The sequence below is a fragment of the Kribbella sandramycini genome (genome assembly GCF_013131805.1).
Classification (GTDB): Bacteria; Actinomycetota; Actinomycetes; order Propionibacteriales; family Kribbellaceae; genus Kribbella; species Kribbella sandramycini.
The window spans coordinates 1-16,471 of the sequence record NZ_JABJRC010000015.1 but is presented as its reverse complement, the minus strand read 5'-3'; the positions used below and the strand labels follow the sequence as shown (position 1 = coordinate 16,471).

Annotated in this window: 19 protein-coding genes; 6 read left to right on the top strand and 13 right to left on the bottom strand. The window is 69.2% G+C overall.

Annotated elements, in window-relative coordinates:
- Window positions 1-22 precede the first annotated feature (22 nt).
- Window positions 23-475, top strand: a complete 453-nt coding sequence (locus HPO96_RS36110) for a hypothetical protein (protein ID WP_171678979.1) — start codon at window positions 23-25, stop codon at window positions 473-475.
- 50 nt (window positions 476-525) lie between these two features.
- Here the strand turns inward: HPO96_RS36110 and HPO96_RS36105 are convergent, their stop codons facing one another.
- From HPO96_RS36105 to HPO96_RS36070, 8 genes are all read right to left on the bottom strand, one after another.
- Complete coding sequence (locus tag HPO96_RS36105; protein WP_171678978.1) at window positions 526-1,575, bottom strand: glycoside hydrolase family 19 protein; 1,050 nt, start codon at window positions 1,573-1,575, stop codon at window positions 526-528.
- 135 nt (window positions 1,576-1,710) lie between these two features.
- A complete protein-coding gene (locus HPO96_RS36100; protein WP_171678977.1) occupies window positions 1,711-2,472 on the bottom strand; it encodes a YebC/PmpR family DNA-binding transcriptional regulator in 762 nt (253 codons plus the stop codon).
- Window positions 2,473-2,505: 33 nt separating this feature from the next.
- On the bottom strand, window positions 2,506-3,105 hold the full coding sequence (pdxT, locus tag HPO96_RS36095) for a pyridoxal 5'-phosphate synthase glutaminase subunit PdxT (RefSeq protein ID WP_171678976.1): 600 nt from the start codon (window positions 3,103-3,105) through the stop codon (window positions 2,506-2,508).
- Between the two features lies 1 nt (window position 3,106).
- Complete coding sequence (locus HPO96_RS36090; RefSeq protein ID WP_171678975.1) at window positions 3,107-3,529, bottom strand: hypothetical protein; 423 nt, start codon at window positions 3,527-3,529, stop codon at window positions 3,107-3,109.
- Window positions 3,526-3,897 (bottom strand): hypothetical protein, encoded by a 372-nt coding sequence (locus tag HPO96_RS36085; RefSeq protein WP_171678974.1) that lies wholly within the window; start codon window positions 3,895-3,897, stop codon window positions 3,526-3,528. Before HPO96_RS36085 ends, HPO96_RS36090 begins: the two co-directional genes overlap by 4 nt.
- Window positions 3,898-3,908: 11 nt before the next feature.
- On the bottom strand, window positions 3,909-4,481 hold the full coding sequence (locus HPO96_RS36080; protein WP_337796948.1) for a DUF6891 domain-containing protein: 573 nt from the start codon (window positions 4,479-4,481) through the stop codon (window positions 3,909-3,911).
- Window positions 4,478-5,377: a pyridoxal 5'-phosphate synthase lyase subunit PdxS gene (pdxS, locus tag HPO96_RS36075; RefSeq protein ID WP_171678973.1), complete on the bottom strand. Its 900-nt coding sequence runs from the start codon at window positions 5,375-5,377 to the stop codon at window positions 4,478-4,480. Before pdxS ends, HPO96_RS36080 begins: the two co-directional genes overlap by 4 nt.
- Window positions 5,378-5,452: 75 nt before the next feature.
- Window positions 5,453-6,808 (bottom strand): aminotransferase-like domain-containing protein, encoded by a 1,356-nt coding sequence (locus HPO96_RS36070; protein WP_171678972.1) that lies wholly within the window; start codon window positions 6,806-6,808, stop codon window positions 5,453-5,455.
- A 66-nt stretch (window positions 6,809-6,874) separates the two neighbouring features.
- On the opposite strand from HPO96_RS36070, the gene HPO96_RS36065 reads away from it, so the two are divergent.
- Entirely contained in the window at window positions 6,875-8,530 is a 1,656-nt protein-coding gene (locus tag HPO96_RS36065) for a bifunctional 3'-5' exonuclease/DNA polymerase (protein WP_171678971.1), read from the top strand.
- Here HPO96_RS36065 and HPO96_RS36060 read toward each other — a convergent pair.
- Entirely contained in the window at window positions 8,512-9,468 is a 957-nt protein-coding gene (locus HPO96_RS36060) for an RNA polymerase subunit sigma-70 (RefSeq protein ID WP_238355904.1), read from the bottom strand. The genes HPO96_RS36065 and HPO96_RS36060 overlap by 19 nt on opposite strands.
- On the bottom strand, window positions 9,465-9,950 hold the full coding sequence (locus HPO96_RS36055) for a hypothetical protein (protein WP_337796947.1): 486 nt from the start codon (window positions 9,948-9,950) through the stop codon (window positions 9,465-9,467). The genes HPO96_RS36060 and HPO96_RS36055 overlap by 4 nt, the downstream gene beginning before the upstream one ends.
- A gap of 86 nt (window positions 9,951-10,036) precedes the next feature.
- Here HPO96_RS36055 and HPO96_RS36050 point away from each other — a divergent pair, with 86 nt between their 5' ends.
- Both HPO96_RS36050 and HPO96_RS36045 read left to right on the top strand, forming a co-directional pair.
- Window positions 10,037-10,843, top strand: coding sequence for an S-methyl-5'-thioadenosine phosphorylase (locus HPO96_RS36050; RefSeq protein WP_171678969.1), 807 nt, complete (start codon window positions 10,037-10,039; stop codon window positions 10,841-10,843).
- Complete coding sequence (locus tag HPO96_RS36045) at window positions 10,840-11,895, top strand: NAD-dependent epimerase/dehydratase family protein (RefSeq protein ID WP_171678968.1); 1,056 nt, start codon at window positions 10,840-10,842, stop codon at window positions 11,893-11,895. Before HPO96_RS36050 ends, HPO96_RS36045 begins: the two co-directional genes overlap by 4 nt.
- Here the strand turns inward: HPO96_RS36045 and HPO96_RS36040 are convergent.
- Window positions 11,865-12,833, bottom strand: a complete 969-nt coding sequence (locus HPO96_RS36040; RefSeq protein ID WP_171678967.1) for an aldo/keto reductase — start codon at window positions 12,831-12,833, stop codon at window positions 11,865-11,867. The genes HPO96_RS36045 and HPO96_RS36040 overlap by 31 nt on opposite strands.
- A gap of 124 nt (window positions 12,834-12,957) precedes the next feature.
- Between HPO96_RS36040 and HPO96_RS36035 the strand changes: the two genes are divergently transcribed.
- Complete coding sequence (locus HPO96_RS36035; RefSeq protein ID WP_171678966.1) at window positions 12,958-13,809, top strand: helix-turn-helix domain-containing protein; 852 nt, start codon at window positions 12,958-12,960, stop codon at window positions 13,807-13,809.
- A 38-nt stretch (window positions 13,810-13,847) separates the two neighbouring features.
- Here the strand turns inward: HPO96_RS36035 and dapA are convergent, their stop codons facing one another.
- The gene (gene dapA, locus HPO96_RS36030) at window positions 13,848-14,750 is read right to left on the bottom strand and encodes a 4-hydroxy-tetrahydrodipicolinate synthase (RefSeq protein WP_171678965.1); all 903 of its coding nucleotides are present in this window, start codon (window positions 14,748-14,750) and stop codon (window positions 13,848-13,850) included.
- 70 nt (window positions 14,751-14,820) lie between these two features.
- Between dapA and HPO96_RS39405 the strand changes: the two genes are divergently transcribed.
- On the top strand, window positions 14,821-16,122 hold the full coding sequence (locus HPO96_RS39405) for a LysR family transcriptional regulator (RefSeq protein ID WP_171678964.1): 1,302 nt from the start codon (window positions 14,821-14,823) through the stop codon (window positions 16,120-16,122).
- On the opposite strand, the gene HPO96_RS38790 is transcribed toward HPO96_RS39405, so the two are convergent.
- Window positions 16,064-16,471: hypothetical protein (locus HPO96_RS38790; RefSeq protein ID WP_238355903.1), on the bottom strand; the 408-nt coding region annotated here is incomplete at its 5' end. The genes HPO96_RS39405 and HPO96_RS38790 overlap by 59 nt on opposite strands.

The following is a 16,471-nucleotide window of genomic DNA, read 5'->3' as shown; positions in this document are numbered from 1 at the left end:
GCCCACCAGAAGGAGTACCGCTATGCGTTTCGCGACCAGGGCTTTGGGTGTCGCAGTAGGTTCGGCCGCGCTGCTGGCCGTCGGTCTGACCCCCGCAGTCGCCGAGGACGGCCACGTGTACGTCCGCGTCCTCACGTACCCCTCCGGCGGCACGTCGGGCGGTGAGAGCGACGCGGACCTGAACTTCACCGCCGCGCGCTCGGTCACCTACAACAACTGGACGATCAACGACACCTGCCCCGGTGACGGCTACCGCGTGATCGCCCGCGCCCGCGCGCTCCTCAGCAACGGCAACTACGCCAACGGCACGTGGCACGAGGACGACGGCACCTGTGAGAGCGACGACTGGGGCCCGTACTCCGGCCGGGAGCTCAACACCAGCGCCAACATCGTCAAGGCCGGCGTCCAGGTCTGCGTCGACCTCGGCGCCGAGCTGAAGTGCAACACCACGTTCCGGGACAACCCGCACACCTGATCGACCGCGGATGCGGCCGGCCTCTGCCTGAGGCCGGCCGCATCGCCTGTTCAGCAGTAGAGGTTGTCGCCCGGCGTGACGCCGAGGCGGCTGGTGAAGTTCTGGTACGCGGTGACCCGGGCCTGGACCTGAGCCGGGTTACCGCCGTTGCACTCGATCGAGCCGTTGATGGTGCGGATGGTCTGACCGAAGCCATGGTTGTTGACCATCGCGTGGTGCGCGGTCATAGTCCCTGCGCCGGTCTGGGTGTTCCAGAACCACAGCGCGGTCTTCCAGGACACTGCGGAGTCCTGCTCGACCAGCCACGGGTTGGTGAGCAGCGGCAGCCCCAGCGCGTCGCCTGCGGCCTTGTAGTTGTAGTTGTGGCTCAGTTGCATCGGACCGCGCCCGTAGTACGCCGACTGCCCGGCCGGGCACCCGTACGGCTGCTCCCAATGGCAGTAGTTCGGGTAGTTGGCCTCGTTGATCTCCTTGATGTAGACCAGCCCGCCGGTCTCGTGGTTCACGTTCGCCAGGAACGCGGCCGCCTCCCGCTTGCGCATGGTGTCGTCACCGGTCGCGGCGAACGCCGGGTAGGCGCTGATCGCGTTGATCAGCCCGGCGTAGGTGTAGAAGCCGTTCCGGTTCGGGAACATCGCGTTGAAGACGCTCTCGCTGACCGGGAAGCCGCCGGGATTTGGCGGGTTTCCGCCACCACAGGTGTACGGGTCCCAGTACCAGGTGCTGACCGTCGGCGAATATCCCGGATTGTCGTGCTCAGCCACGTAATAAGCGCCTTGGAAACGCACGATACTGCCGGCCGGATACCACTGGCCGGAGACCCAATCCGGGTAATTGCAAGCTGGCGGGTTTCCGCCATCGCAGTTGGTGTACGGATCCCAGTACCAGGTGCTCACGGTCGGCGAGTAGCCCGGGTTGTCGTGCTCGGCGATGTAGTACGCGCCTTGGAAGCGCACGATACTGCCGGCGGCGTAGAACTGACCCTGCACCCAGTCCGGAGCGGTGCAAGCCAGCGGCGCGGCCGTCGCGGGCGCGGTGACGGCGATTCCCGGCACCAGCAGCGCGAGTAACGCGAACAGTAAAACAACCGTTCTTTTCATGAGTTCTCCGTTCGTAGGGGCGGTTACGTCCGGTAATTGCAGACTAAACGCCCACCACGACTAAAGAAAGATCTCAACGAAAAGAATCAGCCGCCGCGAACGATGCTTCGCGGCGGCTGTTCGGTGCGGCTGGGATCAGCCGACCTCGGCCATGACCTCGTCGGACACGTCGAAGTTGGCGTAGACGTTCTGGACGTCGTCGCTGTCCTCGAGCGCGTCGATCAGGCGGAAGATCTTGTTCGCGCCCTCGGCGTCCAGCTCGACGGTCATCGAGGGGACGAACGAGGCGTCGGCCGACTCGTAGTCGATGCCGGCCTCCTGCAGCGCCGTCCGGACCTTGACCAGGTCGCTGGACTCGCTGATCACCTCGAAGGACTCGCCGAGGTCGTTCACCTCGTCGGCGCCGGCCTCCAGGACGGCCTCCATCACGTCGTCCTCGGAGTAGGTCTTACCGTCCTGCACCTTGCCGACGACGATGACGCCCTTGCGGTTGAACAGGTAGGCGACGCTGCCCGGGTCGGCCAGCGAGCCGCCGTTGCGGGTCATCGCCGTCCGGACGTCGGCCGCGGCGCGGTTGCGGTTGTCGGTCAGGCACTCGATCAGCATCGCGACGCCGTTCGGGCCGTAGCCCTCGTACGTGATCGACTGCCAGTCCGCGCCGCCGGCCTCGGCGCCCGAGCCGCGCTTGACCGCGCGGTCGATGTTGTCGTTCGGGACCGAGGACTTCTTCGCCTTCTGGACGGCGTCGTACAGGGTCGGGTTACCCGCGAGGTCACCGCCGCCCGTGCGCGCGGCCACCTCGATGTTCTTGATCAGCTTCGCGAAGAGCTTGGCGCGCCTCGAGTCGATGACCGCTTTCTTGTGTTTCGTGGTGGCCCATTTGGAGTGGCCTGACATCGCGAACCCAACCCTTCTACCGCCGAACAGACTTTAGAGCCCGCGGACCAGGTCGGCGAAGTAGCCGTGCAACCGCGCGTCCCCGGTCAGCTCCGGATGGAACGACGTGGCCAGCAGCCGGTCGTGGCGAACCGCGACGATCCTACCCGCGGCAGGGCCCGAGCTCACCGTCGACAATACCTCGACCCCCGATCCGACCCGTTCCACCCACGGTGCGCGGATGAACACGGCGTGGTACGGCGAGTTCAGGGCGGCGAAATCCAGGTCCGCCTCGAAGGAGTCGACCTGCCGCCCGAAGGCGTTCCGGCGGACCGTCACATCGAGCCCGCCGAGCGTCTCCTGCCCCGCGATCCCGCCGGTGATCTCGTCGGCCAGCATGATCATGCCGGCACACGTCCCGAACACCGGCATCCCGTCCGCGATCCGCTTCTGCAGCGGCTCGAACAGCTCGAACGCGCGGGCCAGCTTGTCCATGGTGGTCGACTCGCCGCCGGGCAGCACCAGCCCCGCCACCTGCTCCAGCTCCGACGGACGCCGTACCGGCCGGGCATCGACGCCGACCTGCTCCAGCATCTCCACGTGCTCGCGCACATTGCCCTGCAGCGCGAACACTCCGATCACCGGCTTGCTCATGTCAGCTCTCCCTTCCGGTTTTGTCCACCGAACCGCCCGCTCCGACCAGCTTGTGCTCGTTCGGGCCGATCCAGAGCGTCTGATAGATGCCCGTCACCTGACCGTCCGGTGCGGCCGCAGTCGCGGCAGCAAGGTCCGGATAGACGGTCGGGCCTACAGTGCGACCCTGCTGGATCTGGAACTGGTCCCGCCGGACGACGTCACCCGGGCGGAGGTCCTCGTCGCCCCACTGCCCGTCCTGCGCTCCGAGCCGCACTGACAGGCCGCCCTCGAACTGGACGTACATGTCGAACCACAGCGCGTTCTGCTCGGCGTACTCCGCCGCCTCCGCGCGCACTGCGAACTTCCGTGGCGGCTGGTACTTGTCCGGGACGGTCTCCCAGTACACCGACTCCACAACGGAGCCGACGGCGACGTACGTCACGTCTTGTCCACTGAGTGCCGGTTGTAGACCTCAACCCGCTGCGGGCCGATCCAGAGGATCTGCTGGACCTCCGTGATCACACCGGCCGGCGCCGCGGCCACGACCGCCGCCGGATCGCTGTACGACGTGTCGTCGAACCAGGTCGACACCTGGACGACCTGATCGCCCGGCACCGGGTCAGGCTGGTCCCACTCACCTTTCGGCGTCCCTAGGGCGGCTTCACCCTCCGGGAACTCCATCAGGTACTCCAGCCAGACCAGGTGCTGCTCTGAGAACTCCAGCGCCTCAGCGCGCGTCTCCAGCACCCGCGGCGCGACGTACTTGTCCGGAATGCTCCGCCACCGGACCCGCTGCACCACTGAGCCCACCCGCACCAGCGTCACAGCGTCACCCGCCGCTGCCAGTTCAGCGTGACCTCGATCCGCCCCTCGTCGAAGGTGGCCGGCAGCTCACGCTCGTTCAGCAGCGCGAGCACATCCTCCAGCAGCGGCTCCCCCGGCGCGACGTTCGCCGTATCGGGATGCCACAGCTTCAGTTCGAGCATCCCGAAGTCCACCGCATGCCAGACGTCGGTGTCCGTGAAGAACACCAGCCCCTGCGGCTCCGCAGCAGCCAGCAGCACCTGCTTGGCCGCGTGGTGGTCCGACGTGTAGCGGACCACCACCAGCCCAAGGGCCTCCAGCTCGTCCAGTACGGCGTCCAGCCGATCTGTATCCGTAGTCGCAGGCCAGCCCGCAGCCTCCTCCTTCAGATCCAGCAGGGCCTCACCGATCAGCAGCGGCACCAGCGCCGCCGCATCCGCCGTCGGCGCGTCCTCCCGCACAGCCTCACCCAGCGCCGCACTGATCGCCGCATCGTCGGCATACCCCGAACGCACCAGCACCCGAGCCAGACCACGCAACTCCCGCGCAGTCCGCTCGTCAACAGCCAGCAGCCCCTCCGAACTCGTCACCAGCCGCGCTCCGCAAGCCGGTGCGGCTGGGGGATCTCGTCGACGTTGATGCCGACCATGGCCTCGCCGAGGCCGCGGGAGACCTTGGCGATCACGTCGGGGTCGTCGTGGAAGGTGGTGGCCTTCACGATCGCCTCGGCGCGCTGCGCGGGGTTGCCGGACTTGAAGATGCCGGAGCCGACGAAGACGCCTTCGGCGCCGAGCTGCATCATCATCGCGGCGTCGGCCGGGGTCGCGATACCACCTGCGGTGAAGAGCACGACCGGGAGCTTACCGGCCTGCGCGACCTCCTTGACCAGCTCGTACGGCGCCTGCAGCTCCTTGGCCGCGACGTACAGCTCGTCCTCGGGCAGGTTCTGCAGTTTGCGCAGCTCCTGGCGAATCTGGCGCATGTGGGTGGTCGCGTTGGACACGTCGCCGGTGCCGGCCTCGCCCTTGGAGCGGATCATCGCCGCGCCCTCGGTGATCCGGCGCAGCGCCTCGCCCAGGTTGGTCGCGCCGCAGACGAACGGAACGGTGAAGTTCCACTTGTCGATGTGGTTGGCGTAGTCGGCGGGGGTGAGCACCTCGGACTCGTCGATGTAGTCGACGCCGAGGCTCTGCAGCACCTGGGCCTCGACGAAGTGACCGATCCGGGCCTTGGCCATCACCGGGATCGAGACCGCGCGCACGATCGAGTCGATCATGTCCGGGTCGCTCATCCGGGAGACGCCGCCCTGCGCGCGGATATCGGCCGGAACGCGCTCCAGCGCCATCACGGCGACCGCGCCGGCGTCCTCGGCGATCTTGGCCTGCTCGGCGGTGACGACGTCCATGATCACGCCGCCCTTGAGCATCTCGGCCATTCCGCGCTTGACCTTCGCGGTACCGGTCTGCGGCGTCACGTTCTCGCTCACTGCATCCTCCTGATCGGTGGGGCTCCGCTGTCCACAGTAGGGGCCGCGGGTGACCGATTATCAGTCCACCTTGTTTCAAGTGGACTGATTGATCGCGGCGCCGAGCCGGGCGACGACGAGCCGCAGAGTGGCGGGCGGCGCGGTGAAGGGAATCCGGATGTGCCGCCGATCGGCGCCGTCCGGCGTGAACAGGTCGCCCGCGCCCAGCAGCAGGCCTTGCTCGCGTGCTGCGTCCAGCACGCGCCTGGCGCGCGTCTCGGTGAGCTCCAGCCACAGAGTCATGCCACCGGTCGGAGTGGGCCAGGTCACGCCGTCCAGCGTCTTCAGACCGGTCTCCAGGGCGTGCAGGTTGGCGCGGAGGCGAGTGCGGCGTCGGCTGATCACCTTGTCGAGTTTCTGCACGATTGCCTGAGCCAGTAGGTCGTCCAGTGCACTGGGCGAGGCAACGCTGAGCTGGGCAGCGGTGTTGATCCGTCTGCGCAGCTGCTTACCGGTGCGGACCCAGCCAACTCGCAGTCCGCCCCAGACCGTCTTCGAGAGCGAGCCGACGCTGACTGTGCGCGGATAGCGGCTCAGTGGGTCGGCCTGCTCCCCGCTGGCCAGCCACAGCGGCCGCATCGTCTCGTCACTGATCAGTGCGGCGCCGTACCGTCTGGCGATCTCGACAACCGTCGAACGGCGATCCGCCGGGAGACTGAGCCCGGTCGGGTTGTGATTGTCGGCCTGCAGGTAGATGACCTTGGGTCGGTGCCGTCGGCAGAGGTGTGCGAGCTGGTCGGTGTCCCAGACGCCGGCTGGCCAGGGTGCGACGTCCAGGCGGTGTCTGCGCAACAGGTCAAAGGCTGCCGGGTACGTCGGCGTCTCAGTGATGGCCACGCCCGGACCGAGGTCGAGGCCGGCCAGTGCGGCGTTCAGACCAGCGGCTGCGCCGACTGTCAGGGTCAGCTGGTCCGGCTCGGTCGGAACGCCTTCCAGCGTGAGCCTCTCAGCGAGCGCCGTCCGCAGCTCGATAGAGCCGCCTGACGGCGGACCGTCGCCGCCCATCGCCTGCGGCAGCGCATCTTCGACGACCTGTGCCGCGGCCTCGACCACGTCATGCGGCGCTGCCGTCGTTGCGAACCGCAGGTCGAGCAGCGGCTGATCGCCTGCGGTCACAGTCGATGCAGGTGCGATCGGATCCAGCAACCGATCGATAGGCCGGACATGCGTGCCAGAGCCGCGTTTCGTCTCCAGTACGCCGTCCGCGCGCAGGTGATCGAGTGCACGGACGACGGTGACCCGGCTGAGCCCGAGACGCTCGGCCAGCACGCGCTCCGACGGCAGCCGGGAGCCGATCGACAACTCGCCGCGCTCGATCCGGCGCAGCACCAGAGCCTCGACCTGTTCGGTCTTGGTCCCGTCCGCCGGGTCCAGGTCGCCAGCACGCCACATAAGTCCAGTCTGGCAGCACTGGCCTGACATCCCCGTTCTGTCGGTGGGAGATGTGAGGATTCGGACATGGACGAGCGGTGGGCGATTGCGGCCGAGGAGGGCGGCGGAGCCGTTCTCGCGCGTCTGCAACCGGATGGGCAGCCTGCCGGCCATATCCTGCACGAGCCCGATCTGGCCGCGGCTGTCGGCTCCCGGCCGCAGGTGACGCGCTGGGTCTGGCGATCGTCCGCGGAGATCTACCCGCGGTTGCTGGCCAGCGGCGTCCGGGTGGACCGCTGCTACGACATCGAGAACACCGAAGGCCTGTTGCTGGGTCATGCGGGCCGGTTGGGTGAGCCGCGCTCGCTGGCGGCCGCTTGGGCCCGGCTGACCGGCGCTCCGGTGCCGCCTGATCCACCTGCTCGTGCCGCCGTACCGGGTGAGCAGTCGTCACTGTTCGAGATCCAGGAGGAGCCGGTCGCGTTCGAGGCACTCTTGCAGGTGTACGCCGATCAACTCCGTCGGCATGGGGATGCCGAACACCCGGAGCGGATGCGTCTACTCACCGCGTCGGAGTCCTCGGGGATGCTGGTTGCTGCGGAGATGGACCGCGCTGGGCTGCCGTGGAGCGAGACAGTCCATCGGGAGCTGCTGGCAGAGCTGCTTGGCGAGCGATTCGGCGGCAGCGGCGAGCCGCGCCGGCTGACCGAGCTCGCCGACGAGGTATCGGCCGCCTTCGGGCACCGGGTCCGGCCTGACCTACCGGCTGACGTGCTGAAGGCTTTCAAGAACGCCGGGTACCAGGTGAAGACCACCCGCCGCTGGGAGCTGGAGACGCTCGACCATCCCGCCGTCGCGCCACTGATCGAGTACAAGAAGCTCTACCGCATCTACACCGCCAACGGCTGGAGCTGGCTGCACGACTGGGTGCACGACGGCCGTTTCCGGCCCGGGTTCCTGCCTGGCGGCACGGTGTCCGGCCGCTGGGTCACCAATGGCGGCGGCGGGCTACAGATCCCCAAGGTGATCCGCCGTGCGGTCGTGGCCGACCCCGGGTGGAGCCTGGTGGTCGCAGACGCCTCACAGCTCGAGCCGCGCATTCTGGCCGCCATCTCGCGGGACCCGGCGCTCATGAAGGTCGCAGGCGACTCCGGCGATCTCTACAAGGCCGTCTCGGACGAGGCCTTCGCCGGTAACCGCGACATGGCCAAGCTCGCCGTGCTGGGCGCGATCTACGGCCAGACCTCCGGCGACGGCCTGAAGAACCTGGCCATGCTGCGCAAGCGGTTCCCCCGAGCCGTGGCGTACGTCGACGACGCCGCACGCGCTGGTGAGGAGGGGCGCCTGGTCCGCACGTGGCTCGGACGCACCTGCCCGCCGTCCGGTGCCCCGCTCGACGCCGCGACGCTGGAGGGTCCGCCGGCCGACGAGCCAACTCCGGATTCGCGTCATGCCCGCGCCCGCGGCCGCTTCACCCGAAACTTCGTCGTCCAGGGCAGCGCGGCCGACTGGGCGCTCCTGATGCTGGCTGCGCTGCGTCAGGCCCTCGCACCGCTCAAGGCAGAGCTTGTCTTCTTCCAGCACGACGAGGTGATCGTGCACTGCCCGACCGAGGAGGCTGAGGCAGTCTCGACCGCCATCCAGGCTGCCAGCGATCTGGCCGGGACTCTGACGTTCGGGCCGACGCCGACCCGCTTCGCGTTCACAACAGCCACAGTGCAGAACTACGCCGACGCCAAGTAGTCCGGGAGGTTGTGCCGCCGGAAGTCGTTGTACTCGAATGCGGTCAGCTCGGCGATCAGACCGGCCTCGATCCGGAACACATCCAGTCCGAACGGGCGGTACGCCGTGTCGCCAGGCTCGCGGAGGTAGGCGGCCAGAGTGGGCTGACGGTTCACCGACGTGATCAGAAAGCGCCAGTCGCCGCGGTAGGTCGGGTCCAGATTCGGGATCAGGGTCTGTCGCGCTGCGTCGCGCCCCTGGAACCAGAACGGGTACGGCGGCATCGTGATCCGCACATCCGCGTGCATGAGCTCTGTCAGCGCATCGGGGTCGCCAGCTTCCCAGGCGTCGACGTACTTCCGCAGCAGCGCCTGCTCCGCCGCGGTCGACGCGGTCACAGACCACTCCGCCCGATGCGGTGGCAGCTGAGCACGTAGTACTGGCCGGGCTCGCTGCAGCGCGGAGTTGGCTGCGGCGACGGTCAGGTCAAGCGCCGCCGCAGTCTCTTTGGCCGACCAGCCGAGGACGTCGCGGAAGATCAGGACTGCGCGTTGCCGCGGTGGGAGGTGCTGAATTGCCACCAGAAAGGCCAGCTCGATCGTTTCGCGGCGAATGACCTGCGCGTCGGGCTCTTCGGCCCGATCAAGCAGGACGTCCGGAAACGGCTGCAGCCAGGGCAGATCGTCCCGAGCGGGCAGTGCTGCGGCCGGGAACGACGCGGACTCGAGCTGGTACGGCAGAACGCGTCGCGGGCGGCGTACGTCGTCGATGCAGGCGTTGGTCGCGATCCGGTAGAGCCAGGACCGCAGGCTCGAACGACCCGCGAAGTCACCGCGGCTCCGCCAAGCCCGCAGAAACGTCTCCTGGACGAGATCCTCGGCGTCGTCGTACGAACCGAGCAGGCGATAGCAATGCACACGCAGCTCGTGGCGGTACGGCTCGAAGTCGAAGTCGGTCAACGGCCGTCCTCCAGCTCGATCGTGCCCGGCATGGGTGCGCGGCCGGCCAACCGGAACCATTGCACCAGCCGACGTTGGCGTAGATCGCGTGTCGACACCACTACGTCGTTGTGGAAGCGCCGGGCGAGCTGGACGCGGCGCATCGCCAATGCGAGCTCACTGGACCATGGCTCGTCGTCAGTGCCGGTGGCGTTGACCGCACGGGTCAGTGCGGACTCGGCCTGCTCGCGGTCGTCAGCAGTCGCGGTGCGCGCGCGGTGCGCGGCGTCGAGCAGGAGCAGCGACGACGCCGGGTCGAGTACGCCGGCTCCGGCCAGCTCAGCGACCAGCGCAGCTCGGCGTACCAGCTCTGTCTCCAGTGCGGCGCGAGCGAGCTCGACGCGGTGGTGGAGGCGGTCGAGGCGCCCTGCGGTCCAACTGGCGTAGCCGCCGAAGAAGAGCAGCAGCACGCCCGCTGTGAGCAGCAACCAGGAGACCTTCACGGCAACATTGGATCACTCCTTACGGAGCGCTGACGGTCCGGCCGAATCGGGTAACTGTCCGTCTGGACGCGATTAGCGTCAGGACCATGGCTGATATCGGTGTGCTCGGTGGTTCCGGTTTCTACTCGTTCCTGGCGGACGCGCGGCCTGTCGAGGTGGAAACGCCGTTCGGACCGCCCAGCGAGCCACCGGTCGTCGGCTCACTTGGCGGGCGCGAGGTGGCGTTCATCCCGCGGCACGGCGCGGACCACCGCTTCCCGCCGCACCGGGTCAACTACCGCGCCAACCTGTGGGCCTTGCGTGCCCTCGGCGTCCGGCAGGTACTCGCACCGTGCGCGGTCGGCTCACTCCGGCCCGAATTGGTCCCCGGCACCTTCCTCGTCCCCGACCAGTACGTCGACCGCACCTGGGGCCGCCCACAGACCGTGTACGACGACCTGGCCGTCCACACCACCGCCGCGGACCCCTACTGCCCCACCGGCCGCGAAGCGGTCATTGCCACCGGCAACGTCGTCCCCACCGGCACTCTGGTCGTCATCAACGGCCCGCGCTTCTCGACCCGCGCCGAATCCCAGTGGCACGCCGCCCAAGGCTGGTCCGTCGTCGGCATGACCGGCGCCCCCGAAGCCGCCCTGGCCCGCGAACTCGCCCTCTGCTACACCTCCATCGCCCTCGTCACCGACCACGACGCCGGCACCACCCCTGGCGAAGGCGTCACCGCCGACGAGGTCTTCAAAGTCTTCGCCCACTCCCTCACCCGCCTCCAAGCCCTCCTCACCCAAGTAATCACCACCCTCCCCACCACCCCAACCTGCCCCTGCCAACACACCCTCGACAACACCCCCGCAGCCTCCTCGGAGTCCGCGCGGCTGCTGGCGGAGGTTGCGCGGTGAAGGTGTTGCTGACGGGCGGAGCTGGGTTCATCGGGCAGCACGTCCGCGCGCAGTTGGTTGCTGAGGGCCACGAGGTGCTGACCTTCGACAGCTTCCGCCCCGACGTGCACGCGAGCCGCCCGGAGCCAAGCGACGATGTCGTCGTGGGCGATATCCGCGACGCCGAGAGCGTCCGGAGAGCGCTCCCTGGGGTCGACACCGTCGTCCACCTGGCGGCCAAGGTCGGCCTCGGCGTCGACCTGGACGACATCGACGACTACGTGTCGACCAACAGCCTCGGCACCGCCGTTCTGCTCCGCGAGCTGGCCCACGCCGGCGTCCGCAACCTCGTCTACGCCAGCTCGATGGTCGTCTACGGCGAGGGCCGCTACGACTGCGAACGACACGGCCAGGTCGCCCCCGGCCCACGCCGTCCGGAAGACCTGGACGCCGGCCGGTTCGAACCGCCGTGCCCGATCTGCGCCGCCCCACTGCGCCCGGGCCTCGTCGCAGAGAGCAGTCCCCCCGATCCCCGCAACACCTACGCCGCCACCAAACTCAACGGCGAACACCTGACCGCGACCTGGGCCCGGGAAACCGGCAGCCGCGTCACCGCGCTCCGCTTCCACAACGTCTACGGCCCCGGCATGCCCCGCAACACGCCGTACGCCGGCGTCGCCGCCATCTTCCGCTCGGCCCTCGAACGCGGCGAAGCACCCAAGGTCTACGAGGACGGCCGCCAGCGCCGCGACTTCATCCACGTGACCGACATCGCGACCGCCGTCACCACCGCGGCCGCTGCCCTCCCCGAACAGCCACCCGTCACGACCTACAACGTCGGCTCCGGCACCGTCCACACCATCGCCGACCTGGCCACAGAACTCGCGAAAGCGCTCTCTGGCCCGTTCCCCGTCATCACCGGCCAGTACCGCCTCGGCGACGTCCGCCACATCACCGCCACCTCCGCCAAACTCCGCGCCGAACTCCCCTGGTCCCCCACCCACACCCTGACCACCGGCGTCCCCACCCTCCTGACCCCCGATCAGAAACCAGTCGCCTCCCGCAGCGTGTAGACCGATTCGAGCGACTCGACCTCAGCCGGCGAAAGCACCAACTCAAGCGCCGCGACCGCGTCCCGCAGGTGCTCGGGTCGGGTGGCGCCGACGATGGGCGCAGTGACGACCGGGTGCCGGAGAACCCAAGAAAGCGCGACCTGCGCCATCGGTACGCCGCGCGCGGCCGCAACCTGCTCGACGGCGTCCGCGACCGCCCGGTCGTCGGCCCCGAAGATCCGCGCCGCAACCGGATCGTCGCCCGACCGTACGGTCGCCGTACCCCAGGGCCGCGCCAGCCGTCCCTTGGCCAACGGGCTCCACGGAATCGACCCGACCCCCTGATCCGCCAGCAGGCCGAACATCTCCTGCTCGTCGGCGCGCTGCATCAGGCTGTACTGGTTCTGCATCGAGACGAACTTCGTCCATCCGTTCCGCTCGGCGACGTACTGCAGCTTGGAGAACTGCCAGGCCCACATCGACGACGCGCCCAGGTACCGCGCCATCCCCGCCTTCACCACGTCGTGGAGCGCTTCCATCGTCTCCTCGACCGGCGTCTCCGGGTCGAAGCGATGGATCTGGTACAGGTCGACGTAGTCCGTGCCCAGCCGTGTCAGCGACGCGTCGATCTGCTCCAGAATCGCCTTTCTGGACAGGCCGGAGCCGCCCGGCCCGGCATGCATCGGCCGATTGACCTTGGTCGCAAGAACGATGTCCTCGCGCCGGCTGTACCGCCGGAGAGCGCTCCCCACGATCTCCTCCGACGTTCCGAGCCCGTAGACGTTCGCGGTGTCCCAGAACGTGATCCCCAGCTCGAGCGCCTGCCGGAAGATCGGGCCGGCCGCGTCGTTGCCCAGGGCCCACCGGTTGGCCCCGCGCGCGGTGTCGCCGAAGCTCATGCAGCCGAGCGCGATCCGGCTGACCTTCAAGCCGGAGTCGCCGAGTCTGCGGTATTCCATCGCTGTCCTCCTCGCGTTGTCGTTGCCGCCAGCCAACGCCGGTGCGATCCCCCGCGGGAGTGTCCGCCGTTCCGGGTACTGCCATTACCTCCTTGGGAACCGGGATCTCGCTTACCGTGGCCGGATGGACAACCGAGCCGAGGTCCGCGAGTTCCTCGTCTCGCGGCGAGCGCGGATCCGGCCCGAGCAGGCCGGGCTCCCGGCGTACGGCGGGAATCGGCGCGTCAAGGGCCTGCGCCGCGAGGAGGTCGCGATGCTCGCCGGGATGAGCATCGACTACTACGTCCGGCTGGAGCGCGGCAATCTGGCCGGCGCCTCCGATCTCGCCCTCGAAGGAATTGCCCAAGCGCTACAACTCGACGACGCGGAGCGCACGCACCTGTTCGCGCTCGCCCGCGCGGCCGGTCCCGTCGGGAAACGCAAACCTGCCCCGGCGACGGTGCCGGCCAGCGTGCAACTCGTGCTGGACGCGATCTCTGACGCACCCGCCTGGGTCCGCAACGCACGCCACGATCTGTTGGCAACCAACCGGTTGGCTCGCGCGCTCTACGCGCCGTTGCTCGCCGATCCGCGGCGGCCGGCGAACAACGCGCGGTTCGTCTATCTCGACCCGGCCGCGCGCGATTTCTTCCAGCACTGGGAACGCACCGCCGACGACATCGCCGCGATGCTGCGCTCGGAGGCCGGACGCAATCCGCACGATCAGAAGCTGATCGAGCTGATCGGCGAGCTCTCCACCCGGAGCGCGGATTTCCGCGTCCGCTGGGCCGCCCACGACGTCCGCTTCCATCGCACGGGGATCAAGTACCTGCGGCACCCGGTCGTCGGCAAGCTCGATCTGACCTTCGAGGCGATGGAGTTCCCTGCGCATCCCGGGCTGACGTTACTGCTCTACACCGCTCCCGCCGGTACGCCGACGGCCGACAGCCTCGCCCTCCTGGCGACCTGGGCCGCGACCGCCGTCCATCCCGAGTAGGCAGTCGCCTGGGTGAACAGATCACCTGCACAGGCAGGTTATTTGCTTGCGGCAACTACTTCCAGGTCGGCGAGCTGTTCGAGAGCGGTTGCGGTGGAGTTCGGGGCGGCGGGCAGGAGTGGGAGGCGGACGTCGCCGGTGGGGATCCGACCCTCGGCCGCGAGCACTGCTTTGGTGATGACGGGGTTGGGTTCGGCGAACAGGGCTTGGGTGAGCGGGGTGAGTTGCCGGCCGAGCTCGCGGGCTCGGGTCACCGCACCTTGCTGCCAGGCGGCGATCAGGTCGGCGTACCGGCGGGTGGCGAGGTGTGCGCTGGCGAGGATGCCGCCACTAGCGCCGAGGGCGAGCATCGGACCGGCGTACAGATCGTCCCCGGCCAGGACGCTGACGTCGTCGGGGAGACGGGTCATGAACTCGATCGTGTCGGCGTCGATGCCGCCGACGGCGTGCTTGAATCCGGCGACATTGGGCAGCTCGGCCAGGCGGAGGAGGGTTTCGGCGCTCAGGGTTCGGCCGGTTCGGTAGGGGATGTTGTAGATGATGAGCGGGACCGGGCTGGCGGCGGCCAGGCGACGGAAGTGCTCGACGACGCCGTCCTCGGACGGTCGCGTGTAGTACGGGACGACGACCAGCGCCGCGCTGACTTCGTCGCCGGCGCCGAGCTCGGCCAGGGCTTCGGTTGATTGCGCGGTCGAGTTCGAGCCGGCGCCGACGATGAGTGGGGCGTTGCGGTCTTTGCAGACGCTCTTGCAGATGTCGAGTACTCGGCGGCGCTCGCCGGTGGTCAGGGTGGCCGGCTCGCCGGTCGTGCCGAGGGCGACGAGGCCAGTCGCGCCGTCGGTGAGAACGGCGTGCGAGAGCGCTTCCAGCGCGTCTCCGGCGAGGTCGCCGGTTGCGGTGAGCGGGGTGATCAGCGGTACGAAGAGCCCGGTGAATGCCATGGACCGACGATCACCTGAATCCATCGTCAAATCCAGTTCGCTTTTCCATCGGCAACCGTAAGCTCACCTTATGCTCGACGTCCGCAAACTGCGCCTGCTCCGCGAACTCGCCCACCGCGGCACCATCGCCGCCGTCGCCGAGGCGCTCAGCTACACCCCGTCCGCGGTCTCCCAGCAACTCACGGCCCTCGAACGCGAGACCGGCGTCCCCCTCCTCGAACGCACCGGCCGCCGCGTCACCCTCACCCCCGCCGCCCACGGCCTGGTCGCGCGCACCGAATCGATCCTCGCCCTCCTGAACGCCGCGGCCGCCGACCTCGAGAACGCGTCGAGAGCGCTCTCCGGCGTTCTCCGGATCGGCGCCTTCCCCACCGCCGTCCGCCCGCTGATCACCCCCGCACTGGTTGCCCTCAGCACCCAGCACCCCGCCCTCTCCCTCACCGTCTGCGAACTCGACCCCGCCGCCGTCCCCGACGCCCTCCGCACCGAAACCGTCGACCTGGCCCTCCTCCAGCACTACGACCACCTCCCCCGCCCCCACCATCCCTCCCTCCAAACCGACCCCCTACACACCGACCCCGTCCACCTAGCCACCCCCGCCCCTCCCCCAACCTCACCGGACACCCGCCACCCCATGCCCAGCCCCACCCCACCCACCACTCCCCCCAGGACCTCCACCCCACCCCACCACCTCGGCCCCAACTCCACCCCACCCACCGCCCACCCCCACGGCACCTGCCCCCCTTCCTACTCCGGCGCCGACCACGCAACCACCACCGAAGCCCCCGCCGGTCCCCGACAACCCCACCACCCCATGCCCAACTCCACGCCCCCAAACACCCACCGCCTCGGCCCCAACTCCACGCCACCACACCCCCACCACCTCGGCCCCAACTCCACGCCGCCCACCGCCGAGCCCCACCCCCACCTCGGCACCTGCCCCCCTTCGTACTCCGGCGCCGACCACGCAACCACCACCGAAGCCCCCGCCGGTCTCGAACAAGCCCACGCCGACACCGGCGTGCCAGCACTCGCCGACCTGGCGGACTGGCCGTGGATCGCGGGCACGCCGGGAACCTTGTGCCACGAGCTGACGATCCGGGCATGTGAGGCGGCCGGCTTCACCCCGTCGATCCGCCATCACGCCGACGACTTCGGCGCCGTCCTCGCCCTCGTCGCAGCCGGCCAAGGCGCCGCCTTCATCCCCGACCTCGCCCTCACCACCCCACCCCCCGGCGTCCTCCTCACCCCACTCCCCATCAACCGCCACACCTACCTCGCCTACCGCCGAGGCACCCGCAACCACCCCGCCATCACCGCCGCCCGCCAAGCCCTCCACACCGCAGCCCGCCAAGCACACCCCACACCCTGATCCCCAGCCCCCTGCCGAGAGCCATGCGTGCGGCGGGGGGGCGCACGCGCGACAAGCCGGCCCCGCGGCGGCAGGCGAGCAGGCGCAGTTCGGGTGGCTGGAGCGGGAGTGGGAGCAGGAGCGCGAGCGGGAGCAGGAGCGCCTGCGCACCGGCCAGCAGGAGCGGGAGCGGGAGCACCTGCGCACCGGCCAGCGGAAGCGGGAGCGGGAGCGGGAGCGGGAGCGCACCGGCCAGCGGAAGCAGGAGCGGGAGCGGGAGCGGGAGCGCACCGGCCAGCGGAAGCAGGAGCGGGAGCGGGAGCGGGAGCGCACCGGCCAGCGGAAGCAGGAGCGGGAGCGGGAGCGGGAG